Origin of the sequence: Paraburkholderia sp. RL17-373-BIF-A (assembly GCF_046030175.1) — a bacterium.
GTDB lineage: Bacteria > Pseudomonadota > Gammaproteobacteria > Burkholderiales > Burkholderiaceae > Paraburkholderia.
This window is the reverse complement of the sequence record NZ_JARESO010000013.1, coordinates 1-25,901: the sequence shown is the minus strand read 5'-3', so window position 1 is coordinate 25,901 and position 25,901 is coordinate 1. Positions and strand designations below refer to the sequence as shown.

The 25,901-nt window shown below is 61.4% G+C and carries 22 protein-coding genes and 3 pseudogenes; 10 read left to right on the top strand and 15 right to left on the bottom strand.

What is annotated here, in order from left to right; genetic code table 11:
• Positions 1-349 precede the first annotated feature (349 nt).
• The 3 genes from P0D80_RS17865 (at position 350) to P0D80_RS17855 (ending at position 2,359) form a co-directional block, all read left to right on the top strand.
• Positions 350-565: a DUF3311 domain-containing protein gene (locus P0D80_RS17865; protein WP_132377278.1), complete on the top strand. Its 216-nt coding sequence runs from the start codon at positions 350-352 to the stop codon at positions 563-565.
• Positions 562-2,034 carry a sodium:solute symporter family protein gene (locus P0D80_RS17860; RefSeq protein WP_408285750.1) on the top strand — a complete coding sequence of 491 codons (1,473 nt, stop codon included), beginning with the start codon at positions 562-564 and terminating at the stop codon, positions 2,032-2,034. The genes P0D80_RS17865 and P0D80_RS17860 overlap by 4 nt, the downstream gene beginning before the upstream one ends.
• A gap of 106 nt (positions 2,035-2,140) precedes the next feature.
• Positions 2,141-2,359, top strand: a complete 219-nt coding sequence (locus tag P0D80_RS17855; RefSeq protein WP_408180186.1) for a SymE family type I addiction module toxin — start codon at positions 2,141-2,143, stop codon at positions 2,357-2,359.
• Positions 2,360-2,418: 59 nt separating this feature from the next.
• Here the strand turns inward: P0D80_RS17855 and P0D80_RS17850 are convergent, their stop codons facing one another.
• The 3 genes and pseudogenes from P0D80_RS17850 to P0D80_RS17840 all read right to left on the bottom strand — a co-directional run bounded on the left by P0D80_RS17850 (position 2,419) and on the right by P0D80_RS17840 (position 3,850).
• Positions 2,419-3,057, bottom strand: coding sequence for an immunity 26/phosphotriesterase HocA family protein (locus tag P0D80_RS17850; protein WP_408285747.1), 639 nt, complete (start codon positions 3,055-3,057; stop codon positions 2,419-2,421).
• 316 nt (positions 3,058-3,373) lie between these two features.
• Positions 3,374-3,448, bottom strand: a pseudogene (locus P0D80_RS17845) (RHS repeat-associated core domain-containing protein); the annotation flags it as partial.
• Positions 3,449-3,700: 252 nt separating this feature from the next.
• Positions 3,701-3,850, bottom strand: a complete 150-nt coding sequence (locus P0D80_RS17840) for a tyrosine-type recombinase/integrase (RefSeq protein WP_408285923.1) — start codon at positions 3,848-3,850, stop codon at positions 3,701-3,703.
• On the opposite strand from P0D80_RS17840, the gene P0D80_RS17835 reads away from it, so the two are divergent.
• Complete coding sequence (locus P0D80_RS17835; RefSeq protein ID WP_408285745.1) at positions 3,834-4,055, top strand: SymE family type I addiction module toxin; 222 nt, start codon at positions 3,834-3,836, stop codon at positions 4,053-4,055. The genes P0D80_RS17840 and P0D80_RS17835 overlap by 17 nt on opposite strands.
• A 296-nt stretch (positions 4,056-4,351) precedes the next feature.
• Here the strand turns inward: P0D80_RS17835 and P0D80_RS17830 are convergent, their stop codons facing one another.
• The 4 genes and pseudogenes from P0D80_RS17830 to tssF all read right to left on the bottom strand — a co-directional run bounded on the left by P0D80_RS17830 (position 4,352) and on the right by tssF (position 13,072).
• Positions 4,352-8,500 carry a glycohydrolase toxin TNT-related protein gene (locus tag P0D80_RS17830; protein ID WP_408285743.1) on the bottom strand — a complete coding sequence of 1,383 codons (4,149 nt, stop codon included), beginning with the start codon at positions 8,498-8,500 and terminating at the stop codon, positions 4,352-4,354.
• A gap of 87 nt (positions 8,501-8,587) precedes the next feature.
• Positions 8,588-9,019: a DcrB-related protein gene (locus tag P0D80_RS17825; protein ID WP_408180191.1), complete on the bottom strand. Its 432-nt coding sequence runs from the start codon at positions 9,017-9,019 to the stop codon at positions 8,588-8,590.
• Between the two features lie 170 nt (positions 9,020-9,189).
• Positions 9,190-11,007, bottom strand: a pseudogene (locus tag P0D80_RS17820) (type VI secretion system Vgr family protein); the annotation flags it as partial.
• 175 nt (positions 11,008-11,182) lie between these two features.
• Complete coding sequence (gene tssF / locus P0D80_RS17815) at positions 11,183-13,072, bottom strand: type VI secretion system baseplate subunit TssF (protein WP_408285740.1); 1,890 nt, start codon at positions 13,070-13,072, stop codon at positions 11,183-11,185.
• A 590-nt stretch (positions 13,073-13,662) separates the two neighbouring features.
• Between tssF and glgA the strand changes: the two genes are divergently transcribed.
• Positions 13,663-15,252: a glycogen synthase GlgA gene (gene glgA / locus P0D80_RS17810; RefSeq protein ID WP_408285738.1), complete on the top strand. Its 1,590-nt coding sequence runs from the start codon at positions 13,663-13,665 to the stop codon at positions 15,250-15,252.
• Positions 15,253-15,304: 52 nt separating this feature from the next.
• Here glgA and P0D80_RS17805 read toward each other — a convergent pair whose 3' ends face one another.
• Positions 15,305-15,445, bottom strand: a complete 141-nt coding sequence (locus tag P0D80_RS17805) for a hypothetical protein (RefSeq protein WP_408180209.1) — start codon at positions 15,443-15,445, stop codon at positions 15,305-15,307.
• Here P0D80_RS17805 and P0D80_RS17800 point away from each other — a divergent pair.
• Both P0D80_RS17800 and P0D80_RS17795 read left to right on the top strand, forming a co-directional pair.
• Positions 15,396-15,722: pseudogene (locus P0D80_RS17800) on the top strand (DUF1254 domain-containing protein); the annotation flags it as partial. The gene P0D80_RS17805 and the pseudogene P0D80_RS17800 sit on opposite strands and share 50 nt — an antisense overlap.
• A 113-nt stretch (positions 15,723-15,835) precedes the next feature.
• Positions 15,836-16,567, top strand: a complete 732-nt coding sequence (locus tag P0D80_RS17795) for a DUF1254 domain-containing protein (protein WP_408285736.1) — start codon at positions 15,836-15,838, stop codon at positions 16,565-16,567.
• Positions 16,568-16,638: 71 nt separating this feature from the next.
• On the opposite strand, the gene P0D80_RS17790 is transcribed toward P0D80_RS17795, so the two are convergent.
• A complete protein-coding gene (locus P0D80_RS17790; RefSeq protein WP_408285734.1) occupies positions 16,639-18,285 on the bottom strand; it encodes an FAD-binding oxidoreductase in 1,647 nt (548 codons plus the stop codon).
• A 465-nt stretch (positions 18,286-18,750) separates the two neighbouring features.
• On the opposite strand from P0D80_RS17790, the gene P0D80_RS17785 reads away from it, so the two are divergent.
• Positions 18,751-19,413 carry a glutathione S-transferase family protein gene (locus P0D80_RS17785; protein WP_408285732.1) on the top strand — a complete coding sequence of 221 codons (663 nt, stop codon included), beginning with the start codon at positions 18,751-18,753 and terminating at the stop codon, positions 19,411-19,413.
• A 39-nt stretch (positions 19,414-19,452) separates the two neighbouring features.
• Here the strand turns inward: P0D80_RS17785 and P0D80_RS17780 are convergent, their stop codons facing one another.
• Positions 19,453-20,307 carry a phytochelatin synthase family protein gene (locus tag P0D80_RS17780; RefSeq protein ID WP_408285730.1) on the bottom strand — a complete coding sequence of 285 codons (855 nt, stop codon included), beginning with the start codon at positions 20,305-20,307 and terminating at the stop codon, positions 19,453-19,455.
• Between the two features lie 229 nt (positions 20,308-20,536).
• Here P0D80_RS17780 and P0D80_RS17775 point away from each other — a divergent pair, with 229 nt between their 5' ends.
• Positions 20,537-20,758, top strand: a complete 222-nt coding sequence (locus P0D80_RS17775; protein ID WP_408180198.1) for a DUF1289 domain-containing protein — start codon at positions 20,537-20,539, stop codon at positions 20,756-20,758.
• A 9-nt stretch (positions 20,759-20,767) separates the two neighbouring features.
• Here P0D80_RS17775 and P0D80_RS17770 read toward each other — a convergent pair whose 3' ends face one another.
• The 5 genes from P0D80_RS17770 to P0D80_RS17750 form a co-directional block, all read right to left on the bottom strand.
• Positions 20,768-21,832: a GGDEF domain-containing protein gene (locus P0D80_RS17770; RefSeq protein ID WP_408180199.1), complete on the bottom strand. Its 1,065-nt coding sequence runs from the start codon at positions 21,830-21,832 to the stop codon at positions 20,768-20,770.
• Positions 21,833-21,872: 40 nt separating this feature from the next.
• The gene (locus P0D80_RS17765; RefSeq protein WP_408180200.1) at positions 21,873-22,601 is read right to left on the bottom strand and encodes a hypothetical protein; all 729 of its coding nucleotides are present in this window, start codon (positions 22,599-22,601) and stop codon (positions 21,873-21,875) included.
• 572 nt (positions 22,602-23,173) lie between these two features.
• A complete protein-coding gene (locus P0D80_RS17760; RefSeq protein WP_408285727.1) occupies positions 23,174-23,335 on the bottom strand; it encodes a hypothetical protein in 162 nt (53 codons plus the stop codon).
• Positions 23,336-23,351: 16 nt separating this feature from the next.
• Positions 23,352-23,696: a cupredoxin domain-containing protein gene (locus P0D80_RS17755; RefSeq protein WP_408180201.1), complete on the bottom strand. Its 345-nt coding sequence runs from the start codon at positions 23,694-23,696 to the stop codon at positions 23,352-23,354.
• A 32-nt stretch (positions 23,697-23,728) separates the two neighbouring features.
• The gene (locus P0D80_RS17750; RefSeq protein ID WP_408180202.1) at positions 23,729-24,673 is read right to left on the bottom strand and encodes a metallophosphoesterase family protein; all 945 of its coding nucleotides are present in this window, start codon (positions 24,671-24,673) and stop codon (positions 23,729-23,731) included.
• 387 nt (positions 24,674-25,060) lie between these two features.
• Here P0D80_RS17750 and P0D80_RS17745 point away from each other — a divergent pair, with 387 nt between their 5' ends.
• Positions 25,061-25,807: an SDR family NAD(P)-dependent oxidoreductase gene (locus tag P0D80_RS17745; RefSeq protein WP_408180203.1), complete on the top strand. Its 747-nt coding sequence runs from the start codon at positions 25,061-25,063 to the stop codon at positions 25,805-25,807.
• Positions 25,808-25,901: the final 94 nt, after the last annotated feature.

Genomic DNA, 25,901 nt, shown 5'->3' with positions numbered 1-25,901 from the left:
TCGAGCGGCGGCTCGGGTGGCTCCACTGCGCACCCGGCATGCCGCGCCATGTTGATGAAACCGGACTCTCTCCGGCGCTCCAGATGATGCTCGCGCTGCGTGGCGAGATGATATCGCGGCGCGCCAGGGAAACCGTAAAAAAGCCAGCCACCAGCGCGCGTGCCGCGGCGCGCCTCACTATGCAGCCCGTCTTGCAGCGCAGCAACCGACCCCATAAAGATGCGTCCGCAACTTTCAGAAAGCCTACACTTTTTTGACCTGCTTTACGGGACCAAAGCATCCGGCATACAGTCCCCAGCGAAGCCGCACTTTCAACGAGACGTACTTACCGGTTCGAGGAGTTGCCCCCATGTTGCTTCGTGTACTTGCCGCGCTGCCGTTCATCGGCATTCTGCTCGGTGTTCCGTTTGTGAATCGTGTCGAGCCGCTGATGCTCGGCATGCCGTTCGTGCTGGCCTGGATCGTCATGTGGGTGGTGCTCAGTTCGATCATCATGGCGATCGTCTACCGTCTGGATCCGTCCAACCGTCAGCTCGCCGCCGATGGCGAGGAGGCTAGTTCATGAGCGCACTCATCATCATTGCTGCGATTACGCTGTTTGCGCTCTACCTGGGCGTGCGCGCCAAGCGCGGCCACGACATGAGTCTCGAACAATGGACCGTGGGCGGCCGCAGCTTCGGCACCGCCTTCGTGTTCCTGTTGATGGCCGGTGAAATCTACACGACCTTCACCTTCCTCGGCGGCAGCGGCTTTGCTTATGGCAAGGGCGCGCCGGTCTATTACATCCTGGCGTACGGCACGCTTGCGTACATCCTCTCGTACTGGATGCTGCCGCCAATCTGGCGTTACGCGAAGAATCACCGCCTCGTCTCGCAGCCGCACTTCTTCGCGCGCAAGTATGAAAGCCCGGCGCTCGGCACGCTTGTCGCGCTGGTCGGCGTGGCCGCGCTGATTCCCTACCTCGTGCTGCAACTGAAGGGGCTCGGCATTATCGTCGCAACGGCCTCGTACGGCGCGATTTCGTCGACGGCGGCCGTGTGGATCGGCGCCTGCGTCGTGACCGCCTACGTGATCGTCTCCGGCGTGCGCGGCTCGGCGTGGAATTCGGTGGTGAAGGATCTGCTGATTCTCGCGAACGTGCTGTTCCTCGGCATCTATCTGCCGCTGCACTACTACGGCGGCTTCAGCGACATGTTCCGCGCGATCGACGCCGCGCGCCCCGGCTTCCTGACTTTCCCGGCCAAGGGCTCGAGCGTGACGTGGTTCCAGTCGACCGTGCTGCTGACGGCGCTGGGCTTCTTCATGTGGCCGCATACCTTCGGTTCGATTTTCACCGCGAAGGACGAACGCATTTTCCGTCGCAACGCGATGGTGCTGCCGCTGTATCAGCTGATTCTGCTGTTCGTGTTCTTCGTGGGCTTCGCGGCGACGCTGAAGGTGCCGGGTCTGAAGGGCGGCGACATCGACCTGTCGCTGTTCCGCCTGTCGTTGCAGACCTTCGACCCGTGGTTTGTCGGCGTGATCGGCGCGGCCGGCATTCTGACCGCGCTCGTGCCGGGCTCGATGATCCTGACGTCCGCGTCGACGCTGCTCGCCAACGACGTGTATCGCGGCATGGTGAGCCGCAAGGCATCGGATGCCACGGTGGCGAAGCTCGCGCGATTCCTCGTGCCGGTCGTGGCGCTTGTCGCGGTCGGTTTCACGCTGCAAGGCGGCGAAACGATCGTTGCGTTGCTGCTGATGGGTTATAGCTTCGTGACCCAGCTTTTTCCGGCGGTGATCTGCAGTCTGCGTCCGCATAACCGCGCGACCAAGCAAGGCGCGTTTTGCGGGATTCTGGCCGGCGTTGCCGTGGTGGCCGTGACGACCACCATGCACTTGAGCATCGGTCAATTGATGCCGTTCCTGCCCGATGCGTTGAAGGACATCAACATCGGCTTCCTGGCGTTGGCGGTGAATATCATCGTCTTCGCGGCGGTGAGCGCGGTGACGCAGGCGCGGCCGGTCGAGCAGACGCATGCGTCGGTGAATTGAGCTGTAGTTGGGGCAGGTTGTGTTGGCTCGTGATTGAGTCTTCACAGACTGATTGGCTGGATAGTGGGCTCTTTGGTCATTCAAATACGGCACGGGATAACGACCCGTGCCGTTTGCGTTTGTTTTTTCTAAGTTGCCGGCTCGACGCCATCTACGTGAGGATCCAGATGATGCGCTACCGGCGCAACTGGCGAAGCCCACCATCCCGCCGCTTTATCCCTGGATGAAGCTCGCAGGACGATCGATCGAGCAGGCGGGATTTCAGGCTGGCCAGCGCGTAAAGATCATTGTCGAACAGGGACGGCTGACTATTACCGCTGAATAGAACAAAGGGCCGCGTCAGCGGCCCTTTGTTCTATTCAGCGACGATAACTAACCATTCTTTCAAGTTTGAGCATTATGAATCATTGCTTGGATATGGTTATCATTCTTGGGAGTGTACGGAGGATAGTTATTCTTATCTGCGGACGCGATACTTTGCACATTACCATTAATGTCCACGCGCTTGCATGAATCGCCGACACCATAAGAGAAGAAGACACCCGCATGGCCAACAGATGAATAACCATCTTGATGCCCTATAATCTGCCAATCTCCAGATATTCTCTTATCAAATAAACTATACGAATCCAGAACAACTGGAGGAAATACTAGCGCAGTCACTTCAAGCATGTCGGCGGATATATCAGGAGAGGACGATACAAAATTAAAAATCTCCGCCGTGTGTCCAATACTCACCTTTGAGATAATTCGTCCAAATCCATATTTCCCATTGTTCAACTTGAAACAAAAAATATCCCCAGAATTGATAAAGCGAATCATGGTTCGCTCTTTTTTCCCCCAACCATGAATCTTTAAGTTGACCATTTCAACAGCCTCCCTTTGCAGCGCCGGGCTTAAGCGATCTTGATTTTGAATTATAGTGCTCTTCGAAATACTGCTGCCTTGCAGCAGGCCGGGTAGAATTATTCTGATCGAAAGATGCCACTTTATTTCCCCTGTTAGTGGAAGATATCGACTCACCGATCACTCCGGTCTTTGTCCCGTAATGCTCAATGTATGCTTGCTCGTATCCACGTGCTTGCCCATACGTTACACCTTCATCAAGAGGAATCATTCCTGACTGCCCTGATAGGCGACCAGTTTCTAAGTGCCCGGCAGCTCGCCTCTCAAGATCATTGGTAATTCCGATATAGTATGGATCGCCAATTGGATTGCCATGTATATCCATATCGTAAAGACTATAAACATTATATCCTGGCGTTGTTTCACCGACCCATCCCCACGGATCGATCCAGCTAACCGGATTAGGCGCATACCGATAAAGATTCAATCCCCCCGCAAGCCCAATCGGATCCTGACTGACAAACCGCCCCGTTCCCGGATCATAGTACCGGAACGTGTTGTAATGCAGCCCGGTCTCCTCGTCAGCATACTGGCCGGCGAACCGTAGCGGCTCATCGAAGACCCTGTCATCGCGCCACTCAGCCCCTTGCTAGTGCCTTTTTCGTCACTCACTTTTTTCTGACGCGTCCTCAGCCGCTTCAGCGTCGATAGCCGCTAACAGCGAAACCGTACCGGCCACTTCGGCGTCGTCCTCAATCTCCGGCTCATGCATCACGCCATCGACCCGCGACGGGTGTGTTACCGCGTGGACCCGTTGGAGCTACTCCACCGACGCCACCGTGTAGATCTGTGTGCTTGGCAGCAACGTATGCCCCAGCATTGCCTGAATGAACCGCGTATCGGTTCCGTTGTTCAGCATGTGCGTGGCCATGTGACACGAGCCTGTCTTGTGAATGCCGGCGCCCTCCATCATCCGCATCACGATGTGCGCCAAGTACGACGCGGCAATCCAGCAGTCGCGGCGCCACCGGCGCAACGGGAGAAGTCCCACCATCCCGTCGCTTTATCCGTGGGTGAAGCTCGCCAGACGATGGATCGAGCACGCCGGATTTGAAGCAGGGCAGCGCGTCCGAATTGCAGTCGAACAGGGACGGCTGACCATTACCGCCAAATGAATGGCAAGGGCTGCACACGCAGCCCTTGCCACCGAACTTGGATTCGCCAAATTGGCCAGTCACGCTCATGTGACAGCTAGTGCCCCAACATGTGCTTCAGCCTCTTAAAAAAAACCTCACATGCCTCGGCTTCATCCACATATGATTGCTCCTCAGTCCGATGACCACGCTCGCTATAAAACACTTTCCAAATAGACCCTTCGTAAATCAAACAAAGCGATTCATCTAAAACTTCATCAACCGAATAACTGTCATTCGGAAAATTGGACGATAAAAGCAATTTAACAAGCTCGTTTTTATCCACAACCTTTACCTATCCCATTTTTCACTTCGCGCAAATGACCAGAATCAAGCAGACTTTGCACAGATTCTGGCAATTTATATTGTTTCCCCAAACCAAGCTCACCAAACCATGGTGCAATCTTGCTTGATTCAACATTCTCTATTGGCTTGATCACCTCATAGATATTATACGGTTTCAAATCCGACCCTGGCGGCAAGGCTCTCATAGGGTATGGAGTTCCAACTGGAGATGTGTAGCTGCCTCCCGAATAACCGTAACGATCTATAAGCGTACCAGGTTCCAACGTAATCTTACTAACCGGACCAAATGCTCCATCATTAGGCGGCCAGTAAGAAACGATTGCGTTACTCAACCCCCACGGATCAATCCACGAGATTGGATTCGTTGCATACCGATAAAGATTCAATCCCCCCGCAAGCCCAATCGGATCCTGACTGACAAACCGCCCCGTTCCCGGATCATAGTACCGGAACGTGTTGTAATGCAGCCCGGTCTCCTCGTCAGCATACTGGCCGGCGAACCGTAGCGGCTCATCGAAGACCCTGTCATCGCGCCACTCAGTCCCTCTGAATTCCCCAAAGCCAGAGAAGCGGGGCTCCCACGCCACATCGCCGCTCGCGCTGGTGACGTCGTACACCTGACCATTGTCATGCGCATGGTGATGCCAGACCATGCGCCGACCACCGGCACGACACTTTCCGTCAACGCTGACGACAGGCTGATCCACCCGCGCCATCGGCCGGTAGGGCGAATCCGGTGAGTAGACATAGGTGCGCACCGTCTCATCGCGCAGCACCTGCACCATACGCATGCCTTCCCACACAAAGCGCGTCTCGTCGGTGGCCGGGCTGCCATCCGCTGCCATGCGGCGCGTGACCTTGGCCGTTCGTCGACCGATTGCGTCGTAGTGATAGACCGTACTGTGCCCGCCATGCCGACCCTGACCCGAAGCGCGAACCATTCGCCCCTCGTCGTCGTAGACGAAGTCCTGGACCATGCCGTCCTGCACCCGGCGCGTGAGCTGGCCAAAGCCGTCGTAACTGTAGCCGGTCCCCCGGAAACGGCCCAGCAGATCGTCCAGAATCCGGCTGGCCGTCCGGTCGCGCGTCGCGTCAATCAGGTTGTCCGCGGCGTCGTAGATGTAACTTTCGTGCAGCCCCTCCTCGTCGTGACAACCCGTCATCCGACCCATCACGTCGTACGCGTAATTCACGACGCTGCGCCCGTGCCGCCCGCCGCCATGTCGGGTCACCTGATGCAGGTTGCCGGCAAGATCGTACTCATAGGCCGACCCGAGCGGCTCGCTGCCCATCATGCCCTGCCGTCCGGACCGCTCGCTCAGCCGCGACACCGTCCGCCCGCGCGGATCGTAAGCCGTCCGGCATACGCGAGGCCCCTGCGTGCGTTGCACTTCGCGGTGCAGCGCATCGCGTTCGATATCGCTGAGCGTTTCGCCGTCCAGACTGATCTGGTGGACATGCCCCGAGCCATAGTGCAGCGTCGAGATTCTCTGGCCCAGCGGAAGATGGCGTTCGGTCACGTTGCCGAGCGCGTCATGGCGCGACTCCGAACGCTGGCCGTCCGCGGTTTCCGCCACCAACCGGCCTAGCGCATCGTACTCAAAGGTCAGCTCGCTGGCGAGGTTACCCAGCGCCATGCCGGCGGCACCCGGCTGCCTGTGAACAGCCGTCACGCGATCGAGCAGGTCATGGCTGTAGCAGGTGACCGAACATCGGCTGTGTTTGGACACCAGTCGCCCGGCCGCATCCCGTTCGAGGCCGATCGACTCCGATTCGCCCTGTCGGCCCGTCATCGTCTGTGCGATCGCTTCGCCATTCAGGTTGTAGTGCAATTCGCGCCGCACGCCGTTCAGCCGGACTTCATGGGTCATGCGCCCCATGGCGTCGTAAGCGAAGCTGTAACTCGCCCCGTTCGCGTTGGTCAGCCTGACCAATTGCCCGTGCGGATCGTAGCAATATTCAAGGCTGCGCCCCAACCGGTCCGTAAAACGGTCTGGTTGCCCGCGCGGGCTGTAGTCCCACCGGGACACGTGCCCCAAAGCATTACTGTGCCGGCTGATCTGCCCGAGCGCGTTGTACTCGAAAGTCTCACGGGTGCCGTCGGCATGAACGACGGTTCCGACCGCTCCGCCCGCGTTCCGTAGCAGTTGAGTCACCTGTCCGAGTGCATCGGTCTGGCGGACCAGCTCGCCCTCCTCATTCCACACGTAGCGCGTGGTCGAACCGGAGCAGTCCGTGCGGCTCAGGAGCAAACCGTAGCGCTCATCGTAGGTGAACCTGCTCGTGCCGCCGCGTTCGTCGGTGTAACTCGTGAGCAGCCCTTGCCGGTCGTGTTCGAACCGCGCGACCTGCCCCAAGGCATCGATCCGCTCAACGGGTAAGCCCTGTTCCGTATGCTTCCATTGCCAGACGCTGCCATCAGGAAGCGTGTCGCTCGCCAGTCGCAGCGTTTTCAGGTGATACGTGCTTTGCCAGACCCGTCCCGTGGCGTCCACCGTGTCGGTTACGCGACCCAGTGCGTCGTAACCCAGGCGCTGCACACGCTCATCGGGAGATTCGACGCGCACCAGTTGCTGGTGCCCGTCATACTCGAACTGGTAACACGCGCCTAGATAGTCGGTCCATTGCGTCACCAGATGATCCGCGTCGTACTTCCAAACCTGCGTACCCTGGTCTTCGCTGCTAACGCGCGCCTGCCCTGACTCAATGTCATAGGTAAAGGCGTACTGCTCACCGGAACCGGTGCTGTGTTCAACCACCCGCCACCCGTCGTCGTACTGCGCATAGCGATAATCACAGGTGAAGCCGAGCGCGTTCACATGCCGGGTCATCAATCCGTCGGTATAGGCGAACTGACGCTCCAGTTCGTCGGTCCGGCCACGCACGCGGATCAACTGCCCATTGCCGTCATAGCCGTAACGCACGAGATTGCGCCTCGCACCGTCGATCCGGTCGACACCCGTCAGACGGCCGTCGTGATGCTGCAATTCAAGAATGACATCCGCGTCGCTGCGCACTTCGACCAGCGCGCCGTGTTCATCGCGACGGAATTCGATAAAGTGTCCGAACTTGTCCTCGATGCGCTCCAGCACGTGGCGCCCTTTCAGCGGTTCCGCGCTGAATCCGTAAAAGGTATCGTCCAGGCCGTTCAGGATATAGCGGCCATCCAGCGCATGAGACAGATAGAGTTGCTCAAACGGGTTGTACTGGTACTGACCGGTCGGGAGATCGTCAAAGCCGACTTCACGCCCCTGAAATCCCACGTATTCGAGACCACGGCTACTGCGTTTCAGGTGAATGTCCCAGTTATGCTGCCAGCCACGGCCCAGCATGCCACCCGTGTCAATCGCGCTGGAATACGAGCGCGAACCGAAGAGCGGCAGCAGACCTGGCATGCTGAAATCCAGTTCGTTGGTGAGAACTTTCTGGCCGGTCGGGACGTGAACCGGGTGACCAAACAACCCGGACAGCCCCTCCATGACTTTTGAGCCAACGTAGATTCCCGCCACCTGGCCGGCGATGAATTTCAAAGCGCATGGCGCCGTTGCCTTCATGCCGTTCTTCAGCGCGCCAGCCAGCCCGCCTGCAACGCCCGCAACCATGAACAGGCCGTTTTTCAGATTGACTGCCCACGGCGGTATTTCGCTGGCAACGGCTATTTCACAAGCCTTGTCGCTGCCAAAAAATACGCTCTTCGATCCCTTTGCAATCGTCGCGCCGCATTGAATCTCGTCGCCTTTACGCGCCGCAACGTGCTGATTGATAAAGACGGTGCTGGAACCGCAGGCCACCGGTTCGTGCGGCGTATCCTGGCCGCACATGGCGACGCCTATCTGGGCGGGAACGGCCGCGCGCCCGTTGACGAACACATTGGGCGAACCCGCTGCAATCGTGCCAGTTGGACTGGCGAACATGCTTCCTATTCTGGTGGCGATATCAACAATCTGTTCGGCAATCATGCTAGCCAGAAAGCCCGCAATAAAGCCGACAAGAAATGGGCACGCGAACGTCAGCATTGCCACGGCAAAAATCAGCGCTGCCCCAAGGATCGCGCCGATCAGGAAGCCAGCCAGGGCTGACGTGTGCTGTATCTCGTCTCCAACACGTGCTGCTTCAAACATGCTCTTCCTCTTGACCCGGGTTCCGAAAGCGGGGCGCCTTGCGCGGCGCGGCACAGGATTGACCTGCTGAACGGCATCGACAGTCGATCAGGCCGGTATGAACGTATCGATCATTCGCCGCCAGATCGCTAACTGAGCTGAAGTGAAGGGAACCGTGTTGGTCGCGGTGAAGATAAGCGCCTTGCCATCGGCGAGGAGAATCGCGCATTGCCGCTGATAAACAGACTTGCCATTGCTGTTGTAACGGGTCTCAATCTCGATGCCGTCTGCCTCGCAACCGGCAAGCACGACTGTCTCGCGCGACTTGATAGACAAGCCCTTGATCTTCCGTTTCAGCAAGCCGATCTGGCGGTCGACATATTCATCAAGGGTTTCATCGTGCCGGGCGGTGTCACGCGCCACCTGAAGGTTGGAAAGACCATCCGTCAGCGGCTCCTGCACAAAGATATTGACCGTTCTGTCGGTGTAGCCAGCAGGCAGGGTGATGCTGCCTTCATCCATCGCGTATTGCACTGTCATCGTCTGTTCGGGAGGCGGGTTGGAAGTTAGCAGTTAAGATTTAGCTTGCTGCCTTTCATATTCGTCTCGCCCGTGGATTTGCTGTCGATCGTCTTTGAGATCAGACTGAGCAGCTCCGGGGTCAGGACGACGGTCGTCCCCTCGACAACCAGTTTGATCTGCGTTTTCGCGGAGATCGTCACCGTGCCTTTCTCAGACGTCACGCTGATATTCCCCTCCGTCGAGGTCTGAGAGATGTCATGCTTGATGGTCTCCGTGTGCTGTCCGTTGACGGTCTGTGTCCGGTCGCCCTTCACGGTTGTCACTTCCTGTCCCTTGACGATCTTCGTTCGGTCCGCACCGACCACATGCGTCTCGTTATTCTTGATGGTGCTGTTCATGTCCTTCTCGGCCTGCAACATGAACTCTTCCGAACCCTGCGTATCGTCAAAGCGAATACCGCTGTAATTCGATTTGCCACCCTTCATCGAGCGGCTGATGATCCCGCTTTGTGTCGCACTGCCCGGCAGCGTCCACGGCGGCATGGAAGCCGCATTAAAAACCCGCCCCGTCACGATCGGCCGGTCAGGATCGCCATTCTCGAAATCGACGATCACTTCCTGACCCACGCGCGGTATGTTCACTCCGCCGAAGCTGCTCCCCGCCCACGGATACGACACGCGCACCCAGCACGATGAGTTCTGGTCGTTCACGGGCGAATGGTCCCAGTGAAACTTGAGCTTCACCCTGCCGTACTTGTCAGTCCAGATTTCCTGCCCGGGAGGTCCTGTCACGATCGCCGTCTGCGGACCCGTCGTACGCGGCTTGTCCACCGTGCGCGGCGCGCGGAACATCGTGGTCGCCGGCTGCACCTCGAACGTCGTGTTGATGCTGTATTGGCCCGCGCCGGTTTGATCGCCGGTTTCTTCCGCTATCACCTTCGCGCGGATCACGAGGTATTCGCGGTTCGCCGCCTCCTGGGGGTAGCCCGCGAGCGTAAAGGTCGTGCCGCACACCACGTTGCGCAGATGGCCCTTGCCCGTAGCACGCTCGCCTTGGGCGCGGATTTCTTCCATGCGTACCCGTGCGAACCGTGCGCCCTGCATCGGGTCGGCATAGTCGCCCGGCCACTCATAAACCGTCAGCTGGTTATGCGAGGTGTCCCGCGGCAGCGCATTTTCCACCGCCAGCTTCGCACCCGGCTGCGTGAAGTCGAAATCGTCGGTGGTCCAGATGCCCGACTGGATGCTTTCGGTCGTATCGAAGTGTTCGATGTGCTCGCGATCGACCTTGTGCCCCGGTGGGTAGTACCACAGCGTCTGATACGCGACGCTCTCCACGGGTTTGTGCGCACCGAGATTGTCGACGAGCACCATCCGGTGCACCTCCCTGGAGTGCTCGTAAAACCAGTAGATGCCGTGCTCAGCCATCAGGCGCTGAATAAAGGCGAAGTCCGACTCACCGTACTGGACCTGATAGACCAGCTTCGAATACTTGCCGCCCAGACGCTTGACATAGCCGTAGAGATAATTCGCCTTGAGCACCTCGTCAATGATCTCGACCACCGTCTTATTCTGGAAAATCCGGTAATCGGTGCGCCGCTCGGCAAGCACGATCCACGGCTGCAGTTTCAACCGGTAGAGGTACTGGCGGTTCAACTGACTCACCAGACTCGCCGCCGTAACAATGCCGCTAATCTCACGTATCCCGGCACCGAGATTCGCAGCGCCACCGCCGGCGACGCCCGGCACGAATGTTCCCATGCCATCGAGCTGGATGGTGACAGTCAGCTCCTTGCCAATCATCGCCTTCAGGTCGAAGTTGGCAGCCGTGCTGTCCGGCAGCAGCGGATCGACCGGCGTGACGAGGCTCAGCTCGTATTCATAGATTGTCGACAGGGCTTCTTCGCCCGCGATAGCGCGTAGCTGCAATGCCGGCTCGCCATCGGGCAACGTCGGCAGCGCCGCCCCGCTGACCGTCAGCGTACGTGGCGTCACAAAGTTCAGCATATGCAGCTTCCTTGCCGTGCGACCGGCTCGCCACAGGCTGCGTCAGACACGTCGCCCTTACCGTACATCATCACGCGCCTTTTCATCGATTCTCGCATTTTTGTAGCCATCCTAATTATTTTGATCCAAATCAAGACACTGCTTCTCACTGCCTATCCCTGAATTGCACGATTGTTCAGGTCACCCCACGCGTGCCCATGCGCACCGGCCACCCCGCGACGCGGCCGCGCTGCACCGAATGCAGTTCGGTCTGAGTAAACGAATGGCCCGATACGTGTCGCGCCAGATAGTGTTCAAGGATCAGGCCGAACAGATAGGGGCTGACGCCGCCCAGACCGGACTCGTCAACGGTCAGCGTGCACGCGATGCCGCGCCCGAACACGAGATCGTTGGACGGTGGAAGCTTGCGTGTCACCGGCCGGCTCCCGACTGCCACCAGACTCCCGATCTGCTGCCGGTAGGCCGTGTCGTCCGCGGCGAGGAACAGTCGCAGCAGATCATGCAGGCCCCCGCCCGACGCCTCGTCAGGTCGTGCTCCCAGCGTGAGGTAGTTGAAGTTCAGTTGGCGGATCAGCGACCAGGCCGCCTCACGCTCTGCATACGGTGCGCGGGGGACACTGGGCGCGCGGATCAGGCCCACGTGCTGAACCGGTGAGGATTGCACCAGCGTGAGATCGCTAACGCCGTTGCACGGGATCAGGTTGGGCAGGTCACGGTTGGTTAGCCACGCGTCAATCGAGAGGTAACGCATGCGCTGTTCATAGGGCCGCTCGTCCTGGTCCACTAGTGAAACGAAAGCCTCCGTGCCGATGTACAGCGTGCGCGTCCCGTAACGGCGCAACGAGTCTGACGTCTGCTGGCGCTCGCGACGCAGCGTAAAAAACCGCCTGTGATTGCCCTCGTCGTTGGTCAGCGCCTGATACAGCGGACGGAACTCAAGTGGCTCCGATGTCTCGCGGACCTGACCATACAATGCCTCGACCGAGAACACTTCATAGTCCTGCGGCGCGAGCTGGTCAGGCACCAGTTGGAATTCAGCGCCTGTGCCGTGCACTTCCGCCGGATCGGACCTGTTCCTGAACAGGTTGACGACCGGCGTGCAGAACAGCGCAAATTGCGAGGCATCCACCTGCTCCGCCAACGCACCGGGTGAGCGCTCCAGCAGCACGACAATTTCCGCTTCGCATCCGCGCACCTGGCGCAGGCCTGCATTGAGGCCGGTCAGTGTAAAAAAGTAGAAACGCGACGGGCATGCCGCAAACTCGTGCAGCAGGTTGTGTCCGTGAAACTTCGGCGCAACGAGTGGCAACAGCCCTTGTCCGGCATCAAGCCCCTCATGAACCACCGCCTTGTCGCTCACCGCGTGAAAGACACTGCCGGGCGTGCCGAACTGTCCTGGCTCGCCGATGATCGATGCGAGTCCAGCTGCGTGCAGCAGTTCGAACAGGTGTGACGCAGTCCGCTCGTCGCCCGCCAGATAAACCGGCAGGCGGTTCAGTCCCTGGAGGCTGGCGATCGGTATGGAATTCGTGGTGCGCAGGCGCAGCCGTAGAGCGCCCCGAACCTCGGCGCCGTGGCGCACGTAACGATCGAGCGAGGGAATGTCTGGCGGGATGCCGGTCAGACGCGCGCCGGTGATCTCAAGCGGATACAGCGTCACGTCCTGGCTGCTGCGGAACTGGCAAGGCGTATTCTCGCCATCGAGCACACCACTGATGAACGACGCACCGCGTGCGATGTGCAAACCTTCGGCAAGATTGCCTTCGTCACTGCCCGGAAACAGTCGGGCAACCGCCATGGATGGCGTGGGTGCAGCGTAGTTCGGATAGACGACTTCGAGCAACCGTTCCGTGAGGCGGGGAAATTCAGCATCGAGCCGCAACTGCATGCGTGCGGACATGAAACAGAACGATTCGATCAGCCGCTCGACGTATGGGTCGCCAATCTCACCCGCCTGCATGCCCAGGCGCCGGGCAATCTTGGGATGGGCCTGCGCGAATTCGCCTGCCAGCTCACGCATGTAGAGCAGTTCACTCGTGTAGTACTCCAGCAGTCGTGGGTCCACTTTGGCTCCGTTTCATCAAGTCCGGGGGCAAGTGCGCACGAGCGTTTCGCCGTGACACATTCTGTGGTCACGCCAGGCGGCACGGTTGGATATGGACGACGAGCCCGCTTGGCTCTTAAGTCTCTCGCCGCTGCGATTGGCGATGTCGCCCAGAATCTTTGCCCGTCTTTTGTCGCTGTTCATTCCGCCTTTCCGTTCAAAACCCTCGCCCAGTGGCCGCATCGATATGGCCATCCTGGTCACCTTTCCAGACCCACGTGTGCCCCGAGACAGAACAACAAGGCTAACCGATATTCATCTGATGAATTGTCAAGATGTGCAACGATGAAGCGACGCCAAGCGACGCATCCGATGTTTAACTGTCGAATGTCAAATCTACACACGGATGCAAAAACGCTTTCCAGGAGAGAAACGTCAAGACAAATAAATAGGCCTTCCAGGCCAAACAATCGCTCACCCGCACTGCAACACAAACCCTCCTCGCGGTCCTTGCTAAACCACGGACCTCAGGCACACCCCTTGCTGAACTGACGCGTCCGCGAATCCCACCGCACTGTGCAAGTGCACAAAACCCGTCCTTGGGGGCCACTTTGCCGCTTAACGTTCTTCTTGTCGCTTCCGAAGCCCTGCCGCTCGCCAAATCCGGCGGCCTCGGCGACATGGTCAGCGCATACGCCGCCGCTCTGCGCGACGCCGGCGTCGATGTCTCGATCCTGATGCCCGCTTATCCGGCGGCGCTCGAACGCGCGGCCGACGTCGCGCCGGTCGCGCGCATGACCGGCCTGCCCGGCGGCGACGCCCGGCTGCTGCGCGGCCAGATGCCCGACACCGGCGTGCCGGTGCTGCTTCTGCAGATGGATCACCTGTTCGCGCGCGAAGGCCTCTATCGCGATCCGCAAGGGCGCGACTATCTCGACAATCTCACCCGCTTCGCCTCGCTCGCGGCGGCGGCCGCGCGAGTGGCGCGCGGCGTGCGCAACGTGAAGCGCCCCGACATCGTGCATGCGCACGATTGGCATGCAGGATTGACGCCGCTCTATCTGCGGCTCGCGGGCGTCGCCGCCAAAAGCGTCTTCACGATTCACAACCTGGCGTTCCAGGGCAATCATCCGCTTGCCATGGGCGGCTGGATCGGTGTGCCGCCCGAATTGCTGGCGCCCGCGCTCTCCGATGAACGCAGCATCGAGTTCTACGGCTCGCTGAGCATGATGAAAGCGGGCATCGTCCATTCGGATCGCGTCACGACGGTGAGCCAACGCTATGCGCGCGAGATCCTGACGCCGCACTTCGGCCATGGCATGGAAGGCGTGTTGCAGGCGCAGGCCGGCAAGCTGTCGGGCATCGTCAACGGCATCGATACCGCCGCCTGGAACCCGGCCACCGACAACCAGATCGCGCGCCCCTATTCCGTCGACGACACCGCCGGCAAGCAGGCCTGCAAGCGCGAACTGCAACAGGCCTTCGGTCTGACGCGCGATCCGTTCGCACCGCTGGTCGCCATCGGCAGCCGCCTGACCGAACAGAAGCTCGCCGATGTCGTCGTGCATACGTTGCCGGCGCTGCTCGAACGGCATCCGCGGCTGCAGTTCGCGATTCTCGGCCAGGGCGAGCACGGTCTCGAACAGGCGCTGCGCGACGTCGCGGCCGCATGGCCGGGACGCGTCGGCGTGCAGATCGGCTACGACGAGCGGCGCGCGCACATGCTGCACGCGGGCGCGGACATTCTGCTGCATGGCAGCCGCTTCGAACCCTGCGGACTCACCCAACTCTATGCGATGCGCTATGGCACGATTCCGGTGGCCTCGCGTGTCGGTGGCCTGGCCGATACGATCGTCGACTATGTGCCGCACGATCCTCGTGGTGAGCGGCGAGCAACGGGCTTCCTGTTCGACGGCGAAAGTCCGGACGAGGTGATGCACGCGCTCGGCCGCGCATTGGCTGCGTTCGTGCAGCCGTCGTCGTGGCACGTATTGCAGAGGAATGCGATGAGCCGCGATTTCGGTTGGGATGCGTCGACCAAGAACTATCTCGCGTTGTATGCGGATCTGGTCGATGCACGTCCGGCGCTGCGCGATACGCGGGTTCGCAAGACCCCGGTTCGGGCGCGTACGGCCGCCTCGGCAGGTACGCGCAGGGAAGAGTTCAACGCGGGCGTCGGGGAGATGGCGCGTAGCGCGTGAAGCGCATGAGGCACTCGGGCGTGCTTTGGCGCGCTATGCTATACGGCATTCCTTACGGCACCCCGATGGTCAATTCGTACGCCGTCATGTATGCGTTTTCGGTGGACACCACCAACCCGCAATACAAAGGCCCGTTCAATTCCATCCTGAACATCTCGCGTGTCTTCACGCCGGACGACACCGCCTTCGTCACGCCCAACTCCGACACGCCCTATTCGTTCGCCGGCCTCGATCTGCGCGCGGAACCGGTGGTCATCACGGTCCCGCCGATGGACGCGAAGCGCTACTTCGTGTTCCAGTTGATGGATCTCTATACGTTCAACTTCGCCTATATCGGCAGCCGCACCACGGGCAACAACGGCGGCAAATTCCTGATCGCGGGCCCGCGCTGGAACGGCCAGACACCGAACGGCATCACTCAGGTGATCCGCTCCGAGACTGATCTCGTGAACGTGGTCGGACGCACGCAGTTGTTCAACCCCGACGACCTCGATAACGTCAAGAAAATTCAGGCGGGCTACAAGGTGCAAACGCTGTCGGCATACACCGGCAGCACGCCGGCACCGACCGCGCCGCCGGTGCAGTGGGTCAAGCCGATCGCACCGGCCGCCCGCTCGAATTCTTCAATCAACTCGCGTTCGTGTTGCAGTTCGCGCCGGTCAATCCGAGCGAGGCCGGATTGCGCAACCGCCTCGCGCAGATCGGCGTGGTGCCCGGCAAACGGTTCGATGCGAACGCGCTCTCGCCGGAGCAGAAAGCGGCATTTCAGGCCGGCATGCAGGATGGCCAGAAGGCAATCGACGACAAGCGCGCGTCGCTCGGCGGCAAGACCGATACGCTGTTCGGCTCGCGCGAGTATCTGAAGAACGACTACGTGGCGCGCGCCACCGGCACCCAGGTCGGAATCGGCGCGAACTCGCGTGAGGAAGCGCTGTATCCGGTGCTCGACAAGGATTCGACCGGACAGCCGCTCGACGGCAGCCAGCGTCGCTATGTGCTGCGCTTTCCGAAAGGACAGTTGCCGCCTGTGAATGCGTTCTGGTCGGTGACCATGTATGCGCTGCCGAGTCAGTTGCTCGTGAAGAATCCGATCGACCGGTATCTGATCAATTCGCCGATGCTGCCGCAACTGAAGAAGGATCGCGATGGCGGTTTGACGATCTACATCCAGGCGAATTCGCCGGGCAAAGCCAGGGAGGCCAACTGGCTGCCGGCGCCGGAAGGACCGTTCATGATCACCATGCGGTTCTACTGGCCGAAACCAGTGCTGCTGGATGGCAAGTGGAAGACGCCGGTGGTCAAGCGGGTGAAGTAGTTGGAATCAAGCGTGCGTGGCGTGAGCCGTGAGTGGCTCACACTGCTGGGTCCGCCATGTCGCTATCTGGCTCAGCCAGGCCCGTTCTTCACCTTCGTCCATCCATCCGCGCTCCACGCTTCTGAATTCACACCGTGATGAACGAAGAACAGGCCATCGGGATCGTACCGGTTCTTCACGGCAGCTAGCCGCGCATAGTTGCTGCCCCAGTACGCCTGTTGCCAGTCGTCTTCGAAGAAATCGCTTTCGGAAAAGTACGCCCCCGGCACAGCGACGATTTCGCGCAGCGTCCGCGTGGCCTGCTTGATGCGCTCAGCGTAACGCCGCCCTTTCTGCTCGTCCGGCTCGTGCCCTTCGATGCCGGGAAAGGCCGGCGGTCCCTCGGCCGCGATGATCGCGAGCGCGAAGGCGTCGAGTACCGCCGGGTTCATCGCCGTATCGCGCGTGGCGTTCAAGGCGTCGGCCGGTGCGCCCGCCAGCCCTTTGTTGAAGTGCAAGTTGACTGTCCACTGCCGCGTGCCTGCGAATAGCGTGTCGGCGAGACGGCCGCGTTGCGCCGCACTCAGCAACGCAGCCGGCAGCCATGTCGAGGTGTAGCCATAAAGATACTGGCCCGCTTCGACGACGTTATCCGCCCAGAACACATTGTCCGCCGGCGCGCCCGGACGGTCGTCCGCGACGAGCACGCCGGGCAGATGCTGCATGATGAACGCGGCGTCCCAGAAGTGGCGCGCCGCCACGGCAAGAATCTGTGGCGGGCTCGTCTCGCAGCCGTGCTCACGGTTCGCGATCCAGTCGAAAAAAGGTTGCCAGACGCGCGACGCCTCATCGCGGCTCAGTCCCTGGTACAGCATTGAAATGCCCAACGTATTGTCGCCATGAAAGGCGACCGTTTCGCCCCAGTGTTCGTTCATCAGGTTATCGGCATAGAAGGCCATGAACTCGCCGATCAATGCGCGGAACGCCGCGTCCGACGAGGCCTTCACCGTCGCGCGCACGACGCCGACGGTGTCGGGCAATGCGTGCGTGCGCAACGTCAGCCGCGTGACGACGCCGAGACTGCCGCCACCGCCGCCCTTCAAGCCCCAGAAGAGGTCCGGGTGCCGGCACGCGTTGGCGATTCGCACCACGCCGTCGGCGGTCACGACTTCGGCTTCCAGAAGACCGGCCGCGGCGGTGCCGAACTTCTTCGAAAAGTTGCCGAAGCCGCCGCCCTGCACGAGACCGGCGATGCCCACCGTCAGACAGCCGCCGCCTTGCACGTAGCGGCCGCCTCGGGTACTCACGGCGTCGTAGACATGGCCCCACAGAGAACCGGCGCCGACCGTCACCGCGGCTTCCGGCTCGACTCGTCCTTCGCAACCCGCCGGCACGAAAGCATCGTGCAACGTGATGTCGCGCATGGACCTGGTCCAGATCAACAGCGAGTCGGCCGCGTTGGATGTGCCCTGATAGCTGTGGCCGCCGCCCTTCACCACCAGCCGCAGACGATGCCGCCTGGCGAAGTCGACGGTCCTCGCGACGTCCTGCGCGTTGGCCGCCGCCACTACATACACGCTCGGCGCGGATGTCCACGCGTCGAGCCATCCGGCGCTCTGCGTCAGCGCGGGCGTATCGCCGATGTAGTAGGGATTTTTCAAACGCCGGAACAGGTCGAGGCACGCGGCGCTCGTTGGAGATTCCGCGCAGGTTACCAGCGGCGATTCAACCAGGCTCAAGCGGCCGCCTACGGCCCGGTCGAGGTCCTGCCAGGCGTTCGCCGAAGGCCACGCTGGGTCGCCGGGCCGCACGCGGTGCAGTGTCGGTGTGGTCGTCGCGTCTTTGGAACTTGCTCGCGAAGGCTTTGCGTGTGCCGGCGATGCCAGGGCCGCATTCAACCATGGCGTGGCCAGCACGCCCTTGAGCAAGGTCCGACGGTCCAGTGCGCACATACGTTGCTTCACCTCCGCAAACATGACCGCGTGCCTGAGTGCCCGCACAGGGCTCGCCCGAGCGCATCGCGCGAATAATCGCGTGCGGGTCGCCGCCTCTATCAGTCGACAAAAAATGAGTGAAGGGATGTTAGTCGCGAAAACGCGAGCGCGCTACTACGAGACTGCGCGTTCCTTCGGCGTTTGCGCATGGGCATCCGTCAGGAACGGCGGTAGACTGTCCGCCGGATCGACTCCGGACATCAACCCACTATGCACAGCGATTCCACACCTTACGTGCTTTACTATTCGCCCGGCGCGGCGAGCATGGCCGTTCACTGGATGCTGATAGAACTGGGCATCTCGTTCGAATCCCAGTTGATCGACATCGACGTGGGCCAGCAGCACGACCCGGCGTATCTGCGGCTCAATCCTGCGGGACGGGTGCCGACGCTGATGATCGACGGCGCGCCGCGCCACGAGTCGGCCGCGTTGCTGATGCTGCTGGCCGAGCGGCATCCCGAAGCCGCGCTCGCCCCCGAGCCGAATTCCGTCGATCGCGCCGCGTGGCTCGAAATGATGGTCTATCTCGCCAACACGATTCTGCCCGCCATGCGCGACTGGTTCTATGCGGACTCCGACGGCGACCCCTCCGGCGCCGAAGCGGTTCGCGCGCTCGCATGCCGTAGGCTCGACGCAGCGTGGGACAAGCTCGATGCCCATCTCGGCGAAAGCCATGATTATCTGATCGGCGACAAGCTCAGCACGGCCGACTTCATGGCCGTCATGTTGATGCGCTGGACCCGCAATATGCCGCGCCCCGCGCTCGGCTGGCCGAATCTTGCCCGCTATATTCGAAAGCTACGTGCGCTACCTTCGTTCATCGAATTGAATGCGCGCGAAGGACTGACCGAATGGCGTAACGAGGAAGATTGACCCGCGTTTGAATGTCGTGGCCGCCTTGGCAAGCAGACATCAATTCGGCCGCTTGCCGATGATCACGATGCCGCGTGAAAGCCCGCTCACGCTATCCACCGCCAGCGCCCCCGCGTACAACTGCGCGAGCGGCACCCAGACGGCCGGATATTTGTAGCGCGCCACGTCGAGCAGCAACGCGCTGTCGCTCGCCGAGTCGTAAGCGGCGAGCGGCGACCAGTGTCCGCCGCCCGTCTCGCCGATTTCCACCCGCCTGAAATTCAACAGCACGAAGCGGTCACTGTGGCCCGTGGTCGCGCGCACGAGGTCGCGAAACTGGCCGAGCGACAGGTCCGCCGCGTGGTATTTCCTGACATCGACCGGAAAGGCATTCAGGGCCGTGCTGAGCTGGTCGAGCGTCATGCCCTCGTGCGAGACCCGCGCGGCGTTGGCCACCTGCGGATCGATGCCGTGAAAGAAATCCTCCTGCGAGAAAAACGGGAAGTCGGGGTACTGCGTCGACTGGGGCCGGCGAATGCCCAATGCGTTGAGCGCCATGACCGAGGTCGCGACGGAGCAATAAGCTTCGTTGCGCTGGGTTTCGAAATACTGCGAGAGGGGCCAGTACGACTGGTTGGACGCGGAGCTCGTCAGCCGTTTCTGGCCGGCCGGCTGCGCCAACGCGACGAGGTTCGGCGGTACCGGCAGCGGGCCATCCGCTGGGCGGCCGGTGGCTTGGGCGTCGGCGCGGCTGGCGGGCTGAACAGCGGGCTGAATTACGGCAGGCGGAACGGCCACCTGACTGCTGGCCGGCGGCACCGGCGCACACGCGGCCAGTGCCGCAGCCACGAAGGCGACGATCCACTCAGGCTGGCTCAAGCGCCCGACGGCGCGCATCAACGAATATCTGGACATGAATCTTTCCGCTGTGGATGAACCCGGAATGACGGCCGCTGTGCCGGCGCATGAAACAGCGCTTACTGGCAAGCCTCGATTTTGTAACACGAAACAAAGTTCAGCGTGCGCGACAGTGCGCGAGCTTCGATCCGCGAAGCGCACTTCTCCCCTACAATGCTGCAGCATTTTTTAACCGACTCTCGCACATCACCGTCGAAGTCAATCCAACGGAAGCGCTGGTCTGAACATGACAATCCAGTCACCCTGCATCGACATTTGCAAACTCGACGGCAAAACCGGCTTCTGCCTCGGCTGCCTGCGTACGCGCGACGAAATTCGCGGTTGGAAGACCATGAGCGATGACGTGCGTCTCGCGGTCATCAATGAACGGCCAGGTCGGGAAGTGATGCTGAGAATAGAAACGCAAGCGCAAGCGATGCAAGCGGCACAAGAGACACAAACGTCCTGAGCGCTCCGCTCAATCAGCCTGCACCGCAAACGCGTAACCGTTCTTGCCGCCGCGCTTGACGCGATACATCGCGTCGTCCGCCGCGGCGACGAGGCGCTGGTAATCGCTGACGAGATCCGGATAGCTGGCAATGCCGATGCTCGCGCGCACCACGCCGACACCCATCTGCTCGTCGGTCTCGACCACACACGCGATGAGCCGCTGAGCAATCTCGGCGAGTTCATACGCCGTCGAATACTCTCGAACCAGCACCGCAAATTCGTCGCCGCCGATGCGCGCGACAACATCCACGTTACGCACCGACTCGCGAAATGCGTGCGACACCGCAATCAGGAATTCGTCGCCGACGCGGTGGCCGAGCGTGTCGTTGACCTGCTTGAAGCCGTCCAGATCCACATACAGCACGGCGATGTTGCGATCCGTGGGACCGGCTTGCAGATTCGCCGCCGCCTCGTCGAGCGTGGCGAACAGCTTGCGCCGGTTCGGCAAGCCGGTCATCGGATCGTGCAACGCGGCGTACTCGAACTCGTGCGACTCGCCCGCCAGTTGACGATTGCGTTTCGCGTACATGCCGAGCGCGGTGAGCAGCATGCCGAACAGCAGCGCGGCCAGCGCGATCAAGACGTTCGCGACATGGGCAATCCGCAGGCGCACGTCGGCGCCATCGGCATCGCGCTGGGCGCGCCAATACGGCGGGATCGTGGCAAGCAACGCATCGGTTCCAGTCAGGCTGGCATCCGGCGTCAACGCCGACGCCGGCACCCGCGGCGCAGCGGACGGACTGGCATTCACCAATGCCGCGAGCGAGTTCAGACGATCGGCGAGTTCGATGCGTGCATGGAGGTAACCCTGCGTTTGCGCTTGACTGTCGCCGGAGTGTAGCTGCCACACGCCGACCATCGCGCGAGCACTTTCCGCGCGCTCCGCCGCTTCGAGCACGAGCCCGGCGTATTCCTGCTTCAACTGATCGGAGAAGATCGTCCTGATCTGCAAGGCGAGATAGAGAAGGCCGACCAGCAGACACAGCAATGACGCGCTCGCCAGCATGGCGGGAGCCCGCCTGAAGCGGCTCATGAAGGCGCCTTTTGATCCGGCGCGCCCGGCTCGGCGCCGCTCACGGATGGGAGTAGAGGTCTTGCCGATTTGCGTTGCCATGCTGCCGGTAACTCACACGACGAAAGAAGAGCCCCATGCGGGCGAACAGACTGTTCTTATGCCGCGCGGTCTCGGAGGCGCCGCGGCGCTCCTGTGGCGTGGCCCGGCCCTCTTTACCCGGACGCGACGCGGCGAGTTGCTGAGTCGGCGGAGTGGTTGAGCCTGCCGAACGGCGGGCCGAAGTAGGCGGCGTAGCGGCCGATGCGGGCGTGCCGGGTGCCGCATCCGCAACGACGTCAAGCCGCGCCTTCGATGCCTTGACCTGGCCTGCCCAGGACGCGAACTGCCCGCCCGCTTCCGGATCCGCGCCGGCTGCCGATGCCGCGACCGTCACGCCGCTCGCGGACGTTGCTGGCGACGGTTGCGGCGACTTCGCCAGCACGGCCGCTGCCGGCAACGCCGTCACGCCCGCGCTTTTCGCGATCGCAGCAGCACTCGCCGACGCGCTGTTGCCGAGCGCTCGCCGCGCGCCGGCCATGGCTTCGGCGTACGCCTGCTGATCGTGATTGAACCAGACGCTATACGCCACCGTACCCATCACGCCGATGGCGAGCGCGCTGGCCGCGGCCACGCACATGGCGAGGCGTCCGAACCTCGGCGGCGTGGCGGAAATTGACAGACCGCTCATCTGGCCACCGGCATCCTGGCCATCGAGCACCGATTTTGGCGAGTCCGTATCGTTGTACATCGCAATACTCTCCGGAATCCTCACGTCTGCCCTGTGGGCCGACTTTATTCACACGATTTTGCAGGTCCATGCAAAGCCGTTCGAAGACTGAAACCCGCTCATCGCGCGAACAACCACAACACGGCAATGCTGCGCTTTAAACGTCGTCTTTGCGAGGCAGTTTTGCGCGGAAGAAACAGGTAAAACGTTCCACGCCGCGTGTAGTCGCGCGCTATGCGGGAAAGCTTCGCAGGGCAACGGGGCGAGCCGTACAGGGCGTGAGTAGCGGGTATCGCGCAAGTGGCTGCAGGTGGCCGTCAGTCATGCAACAACCACGCCCAAGCACGGCAGGTTTTTTTGTGCTTCGGGGCTGCGTTTTAAACGCAAGTGGCGTTCCTGGTCACCGGCCTGGCGGCGGTAGCCGTTGCCCTGAAAGGGCGCTGTGCGCCGGGCGAATCGCGCAGCGCATAGCAGCATACGTGTGGGTTACTTTATCGCCCCGAGCGGCTGTCCAGAACCGCCGTTTCACTGGCCGGATCGGCCATGCTCCGGCTTGCGCTCTACCCGTCGATTTTGGCGGCACGCAGCGACGCCTATAAACGCATGGCGTCGAGCGTCGCCGCCATGCCGCCGGGGGCGCTGCCGATCAAGCGTCCCGGCATCAGCTCCGTGTTGCGTGCGCCGAAGGCGTCACAGGCAAGACCCGCAGCGAAGCTGCATGCAATGCGTGAGCGCCCTGGCCGCAGTCTATACATTGGTCTCCTACGACGCTCACTGCACGGTAATGGTCTCCTTCATATTCGGGTGGATGCCGCAAAACACCTTGTACACGCCCGGCTTGTCGAACTTGAACTGGTACGTGTCGTTCTGATCGAGTGCCGCGGAGCGAAACATGCCCGCGTCGTTCACGACGGTGTGCGGTTCGCCGTCCAGATTCTTCCAGGTCACGGTCGAGCCGGCTTTGACCGTGAGTTCCATCGGCGAGAACATGAAGTTCTTGATGACGACCGCGTTCGGCGTCTCCGCCCGCGCCAAGGAAAACCCGGACGATGCCGCGAGCAACGCCGAACTTGCGGCCAATGCCAACCATACGCGGCGAATATTTTTAGTTTGCATAACTGATCTCCTGCGATAAAAAGTGCTGGCTATCAGACCAGCGTCGTGTCGTTGAGTGTGGCTTTCAGCGGATGCCGCGCAATCTTGATGCTGGTCACGCCGAGCATTTTCGGCAGCTGGTCGCTCGCCACCGTCAACGGTCCGGGGCCCGTGCCGTTGCCGGCGGTCGGCTGCGGATAAGCCGTCGAGCGCGCCGTGTGGAAGGTGATGTTGCCCTCCACTTTCGACACGATCTGATGAATATGGCCGTTCAGTACCGTTACCGAGCCGAAGCGTTTCAGGTAGCTCATCGCCTGGCCCGCGTCGCCGGTGCCCCAGCCCCACGGCTCGTAGATCGTCCACATCGGCATGTGCGCGAACACGACGATCGGCGTGCTGGACGAGCGCCCTTTCAAATCGTTTTCGAGCCACTCGAGTTGTTCGTCGCCGAGGCCGCCCAGGCCGTTCGGCTTGAAATGCATCACGTTGACCAGGCCGACGAAATGCACGCCCTGATGGTCGAAGCTGTAATAGCCCTTGTTGTCCGAGGCCTTGCCGAAGCGGCTGAAGTATTCGGTTCCGGGACCGTCTGTCACGTCGTGCTCGCCGGGCACCGTGTGCAGTTCCGTGATGTTCAGGCCAGACATCAACTGGGCCGCGAGATCGAACTCCGCGGGCTTGGACAGATGCGTGATATCGCCGGTATGGATGGTCAGCGCGGGCTTGACCGGCATCGCATTGACGTACTCGATGGTCTGCTTCAGCGTGCCCGCCACGTCCGGATTGGCTTCCTTGTTAAAGCCGATATGCGAGTCGCTGATTTGCAGGAAAAGCGGCACACCGCCCGTAGCGGCGGATGATTTCGGGTCGGCGGCGAGTGCCAGTTCCACCGGCGTGAGAATGCCGCCGGCGAGAACGAACACGGTGCCCAAGCCACCGAATGCAAGACACTTCAGTGCGCCGCGCCGCGACGCGTCGAATGATTGATGTGACGACATGTTGACCTCACGATAAAGAGTCGCAGCCGAGCCGTGGATCATCCGGCGGCCCTCGCGAGTCGGTTCGTCAGGCATGACTGAGCCGGCGCCGGTTTTATTCCAGCTTCGATCAATCGGCAGATGAATCGTCTTGGGACGTTGGCGGATCGGCAGAGGGACTCAGGTCGCTGCCGCCGAACGGCCGGCCTGCGTCGAGCGCCTGCATTGCGCAAATGCCTTCTCCATGCCCGTCAGGCATGCCAGCCAGCTTATAAAGTCTTTTTACTCCGACCGGGAAACCACTAAATTGCACTCAAGGCAATGATTTTAAGCAGATCGCAACCCGTTTAACCGGACGCCGCCTGCTTCGCTCTCATACCGCAAAGACATACCCTCCAGGAGTTAAATATGAGCCACCCCGTCATTCTGATCACCGGCGCACTCACCGGGATCGGCCGCGCCACGGCCCTTGCTTTCGCCGAAACGGGCGCCCGTCTCGTCGTCTCCGGCCGTCGCGAGGCCGAAGGCAAGGCGCTCGAAAAAGAACTGCGCGAACTCGGCGCGGACGCACACTTCATCCCGGCCGACGTGCGCCGCGACGAGGAAGTCGCGAGCCTCGTCGACCAGACCGTCGCGCGCTTCGGCCGCATCGACGCCGCCGTGAACAACGCCGGCACCGAAGGCCAGCCTGGTGCCATCACCAGCCAGACCGTCGAGAGCTACACCGCGACGTTCGACACCAACGTGCTGGGCACGCTGCTCAGCATGAAGCACGAACTGCGCGTGATGTCGGCGCAAAAGAGCGGCAGCGTGGTGAACGTTTCGTCGACTTACGGCCATGAAGGCGCGGCCTTCGCTTCCGTGTACGCGGGCAGCAAGCATGCGGTGGAAGGCATGACCAAGTCGGCGGCGCTCGAAGTGGCGTCCACCGGCGTGCGGGTCAACGCCGTTGCGCCGGGGCCGACCGACACCGGCATGCTCGACCGCTTCACCGGCACGCCGGAGAACAAGGCCGCGCTCGCCGCGAAGGTGCCGCTCGGCCGCATCGGCAAGCCGGACGACGTGGCGCGCGCCATCGTGTTCCTGGCATCGGATGCGGCGTCGTTCGTCACGGGGCAGATCGTGACCGTCGACGGCGGCAAGACCGCCGGCTGATTGCGGCGCCTCGCTCCACTGCGGCACGTGAAGTGCCATTGAAACAGCGGGCCCCCCCCCGGGGCGGGGCCGGGGGGGGGGGGGAGACCCCCAA